This is a genomic window from Oleiagrimonas sp., from assembly GCF_027858935.1.
In the GTDB taxonomy this organism is placed as follows: Bacteria; Pseudomonadota; Gammaproteobacteria; order Xanthomonadales; family Rhodanobacteraceae; genus Oleiagrimonas.
In genome coordinates this window covers 1-4,394 of record NZ_JAQIBU010000157.1, presented here as the reverse complement: position 1 = coordinate 4,394, position 4,394 = coordinate 1, and the positions used below count along the sequence as shown (strand labels likewise).

The following is a 4,394-nucleotide window of genomic DNA, read 5'->3' as shown; positions in this document are numbered from 1 at the left end:
CGACTCGCCGCAGCCTGGTCCTGCCGGATTCAGCGGCAGCCTGATCGTCGCCGAGTTCGATTCCCAGCAGGCTGCGCAGGCATGGGCCGATGCCGACCCCTATGTAGCTGCGGGGGTGTACGCAAATGTCGAGATTCTTCCGTTCATCCAGGTCCTGCCATGAACGAACCCATGGTCGAGACGCTGCGGGCCGCGATCAGCGGCGCGCTAGACGCACAAACGGTCGAGGTGATCGACGAGGGGAAGATGCATGTGGGGCATTCTGGGGAGGGTGAGGGGCACTTCCGCGTGCGCGTGGTCAGCAGCGTGTTCGAAGGCCAGATGCCAATCAAGCGGCATCGGATGGTTTACGGTGCAGTGGAGACCTGGTTGAACCAGGGCATCCATGCGCTGGCCATCGAGGCGCTGACACCACAGGAAGCCGCTTCGCGGACGTGAGTCACGCAAGCCATGTTCCGCAAGATAAGTTACATGAGTAAAATCAAATAGGTACTTGATTTAAATATTTATTCAAATCGTCGATTGCGCCAAGTAAACGCCCTTGGCAAAGTGACGGTTTGGACCCCGGCCTGGCAGTGACGCCAGTGCGGATCACCGGATACGGACACGCATGCGCCTGACCACCATCAAACTGGCCGGTTTCAAGTCGTTCGTCGACCCGACCACCCTGCATCTGCCCACCAACATGACGGGCATTGTCGGACCCAACGGTTGCGGCAAGTCCAATATCATCGACGCGATCCGCTGGGTCATGGGCGAGAGCGCCGCCAGCCGCTTGCGTGGCGACTCGCTGACCGATGTGATTTTTTCCGGTTCCAGCGCGCGCAAGCCGGTCGGACAGGCCATGGTCGAACTGGTCTTCGACAACAGCGACGGCACGATCCAGGGCGAGTTCGCGCAATATGCGGAAATCTCGGTCAAGCGCACCGTGACCCGCGACGGACAGTCGCAGTACTACCTCAATGGCAGTCGCTGCAGACGCCGTGACATCACCGACATCTTCCTTGGCACGGGCCTCGGGCCGCGCAGCTACTCGATCATCGAACAGGGCATGATCAGTCAGATCATCGATGCCCATCCGGATGAGTTGCGCATGCACCTGGAGGAAGCTGCGGGCATTTCCAAATACAAGGAACGCCGCAAGGAAACCGAGACCCGCATCCGCCACACACGCGAAAATCTCGAGCGCATCGGTGATGTACGCGATGAAGTGGAGAAACAGCTCGAGCACCTGCATCGTCAGGCACGTGCGGCCGAGCGCTGGAAGGGCTTCAAGCAAGAGCAGAAGCACAAGCAGGCCGAGTTGCAGGCCCTCGAATATCGCGCCATACGACGACAGCACGACGAACAGGGCGAGGGCCTGCGCCAGTCTGAAATCTCGATTGAAAAGCAAGTCGCCGAGCAGCTCCAACTGCAGTCGCGCATGGAAGCCACGCGTGAGCAGCACCACGAGGCCAACGAGCACCTGAACAAGGTGCAGGGTGAGGTCTACCGGATCGGTGCCGAGATTGCCCGTGTCGAACAGCAGGTTCGGCACAACAAGGAACTTGCCGAACGGCTGGAACGTGCCCATGCCGAGGCCGAGGCTGAATATGCCGAGTTGACCGGTCATCTTGAAAGCGATCGCGAGCAACTGCAGAAACTGGCTGCTGCGCTGAGCGAGGGCGAGCCTGAATTGGCTGCGTTGCGCAAGGCTTCCGAGCAAACCGCGCAGGCGCAAAGGGATGCAGAAGCACGATTGTCCGCATGGCAGGAGCGATGGGATGCCCACAGTGGCTCCTCCTCGGAAGCCGCTCGGGCCGCTGAGGTCGAACGGACCCGACTCGATTATCTCGACCGTCAGTCGCTGGATATTTCCCGCCGACGTGAGGCCTTGCAGTCCGAACAGGAAAGTACCGACGTCGATGCACTTTCCGAGGCCGCTGAATCGTTGAGCGCCGAACACGAGCGCCAGCGCGAACAGGTGGAAACCCTGGGCGTCTCACTGGAGACCCGCAAGGGCGAGCACGAAAACGTGCTCGCGCGCGAGCGTGAGGCGCAGACCGAACTCAACCAGACGCGACAGCAATTGCAGGCCGCTGGCGGCAGACTGGCTTCGCTGGAGGCGCTGCAGCATGCCGCGTTGGGGCAGGATGAGGGCGCTGCCAGCGAGTGGCTTGAGCGTTTCGGGCTTGAAAACTCGCCACGCATGGGCGAGGCGCTGGAAGTCGAGGCGGGATGGGAAACTGCGGTGGAAACCGTGCTTTCCGGATTGCTGGACGGAGTGATGGTCGATGATCCGGGCGCTGTCATCGACGCCATGTCCTCGCTCGAGGAGGCCGACATGACGGTTATCTCCACCGAGGAGGGGACGTCGCAGCCGGGAACACTTGCCGAACATGTGCGTGGCCCGGCCGCCGCCATGGTGCTTTTGTCCAGGGTGTGGATTGCTGAAAACGTGCAGGTGGCACAACGCAAGCTCGAAGGCCTGGCGCCGGAGCAGTCGGTGATCACTCCGGAAGGTCTGTGGGTGTCTGCGCATTGGACACGCGTACGTCGGGCCAAGGACAATCATGTCGGCGTGCTGGCGCGCAAGCGTGAAATCCAGCAGCTGAGCGAGAAGGCGGGAACGCTGGAAAACGCGGTCGAGACTCTCGGCGCACAACTGGAATCCCTGCATCAGGACAAGGCAGACACCGAGCGCATGCGCGATGACGCACAGCGCGAATTGTACATGGCGCATCGGCGCCAATCCGAGCTTGCCGGCCAGATGCAGAGTCACCGCGGCAAGGTCGAGACGGCCCGGGCCCGCGCGGAGAAGATCTCGGCAGAGCTCAAGGAACTCGACGCACGCCGGGATGAATTGAATCAGCAGACACGCGAAGCCCGCGCCAGGCTGGACCAGTCTGTTTCCGGCATGGGCGAATTGGAAGATCGTCGCCGTGAATTGGAGAACGAACGCCGGGTGCTGCTCGAGGCGCGCGAGGAAGCGCGGATGAACGCACAAGAGGCTTCCGAACGCACACACCAGCTGGCACTGAGCCTGGAGTCACGCCGTTCCGCGCATGAATCTCTCAAGCAATCGCGCACGCGCATGGAAACGCAGCGGGTGCAGCTTCAATCGCGTCGTGAGGAAATCGAGCAGCAGCTTTCCAGCGGCAACGACCCGATCGCCGAGCTGGAAGCCGAACGCCAGGCCTGCCTGGACCAGCGTCTTCTGGTGGATCGACAACTGGTCGAGGCGCGTCGTGCCGTCGAGGAAAGCGATGCCGAATTTCGTCGATTGGATACGGCGCGCCAGCAAGTCGACCATTCGCTTCAGGAAATGCGCGAAGCGTTGTCACAGCAGCGCATGGCGACCCAGGCACTGGAGATGCGCGCGCAACAACTGTCGGAATCGATCAGGCGGCTGGAGCTGGACCCGAACGAGTTGCTCAAGGAACTGCCCGAGGATGCCGACCCCGCCGAATGGGAACGTCAGCTTGAATCCCTGGCGCAGCGGATCCAGCGACTGGAGCCGGTGAACCTGGCAGCGATCCAGGAACATGAGGAGCAGTCCGAGCGCAAGACGTATCTGGACGCGCAGATGGAGGACCTTTCGAGTGCACTGGAGACACTCGAGAATGCCATCCGCAAGATCGATCGCGAGACCCGCCAGCGTTTCAAGGATACCTTCGACAAGGTCAATTCAGGCATGCAGGAGCTGTTTCCGCGGCTTTTCGGCGGCGGGCATGGCTATCTGGAACTGACTGGTGATGACCTGCTCAACACAGGGGTCACCATCATGGCGCGCCCGCCTGGCAAGCGGGTCAGCAACATCACCCTGCTTTCGGGGGGCGAAAAGGCGATGACGGCCGTAGCGCTGGTGTTCTCGATCTTTGCCCTGAACCCGGCACCATTCTGTCTGCTGGATGAGGTCGACGCGCCGCTGGATGAAGCCAACGTCGGTCGTTTTTCCAGTGTCGTCAGGGATATGAGCGACCGTGTGCAGTTCCTGTTCGTGACCCACAACAAATCCACCATGGAAGCTGCCCAACAGATGTGCGGCGTGACCATGCGCGAGCCGGGTGTTTCGCGTCTGGTGCAGGTCGATCTGGCCGAGGCGGCGCGTATGGTGGGGGCGGCCTGAACGGCGCAGGCCCCGTGATCCAGGCAAGGGCTTGGCTTGATCTACGTCACGCGTGAGAATAGGCAGGCTGCATCCGGATTGTCCCTGGCGATGATCCGCAAATGCTTTGATGTACCTTTTTGATATCCCGGATGGAGTAGGGCATGCACTGGAACCCAGCCGTCGGCATACCACTGTTGGTGGTCGGCTTGATCGTGTTGGTCTTGATCTGGCTGTTCGGGCAGCCGCGCAAGCCGGGACAGGTCAGACGTCAGTCCGGCGGCGGGGCCGGCATCCGCCGCGAGCC

At 61.6% G+C, this 4,394-nt stretch carries 3 protein-coding genes; all 3 read left to right on the top strand.

Features of this window, described 5'->3' with window-relative positions; all coding sequences use genetic code 11:
- On the top strand, positions 1–163 hold a 163-nt coding region (locus PF446_RS05745; RefSeq protein ID WP_298070284.1), incomplete at its 5' end, for a YciI family protein.
- Positions 160–438, top strand: a complete 279-nt coding sequence (locus PF446_RS05740) for a BolA family protein (RefSeq protein WP_298070283.1) — start codon at positions 160–162, stop codon at positions 436–438. The genes PF446_RS05745 and PF446_RS05740, both read left to right, overlap by 4 nt.
- A 172-nt stretch (positions 439–610) precedes the next feature.
- Complete coding sequence (gene smc / locus PF446_RS05735; protein WP_298070282.1) at positions 611–4,108, top strand: chromosome segregation protein SMC; 3,498 nt, start codon at positions 611–613, stop codon at positions 4,106–4,108.
- The last annotated feature ends 286 nt before the right edge of the window (positions 4,109–4,394 follow it).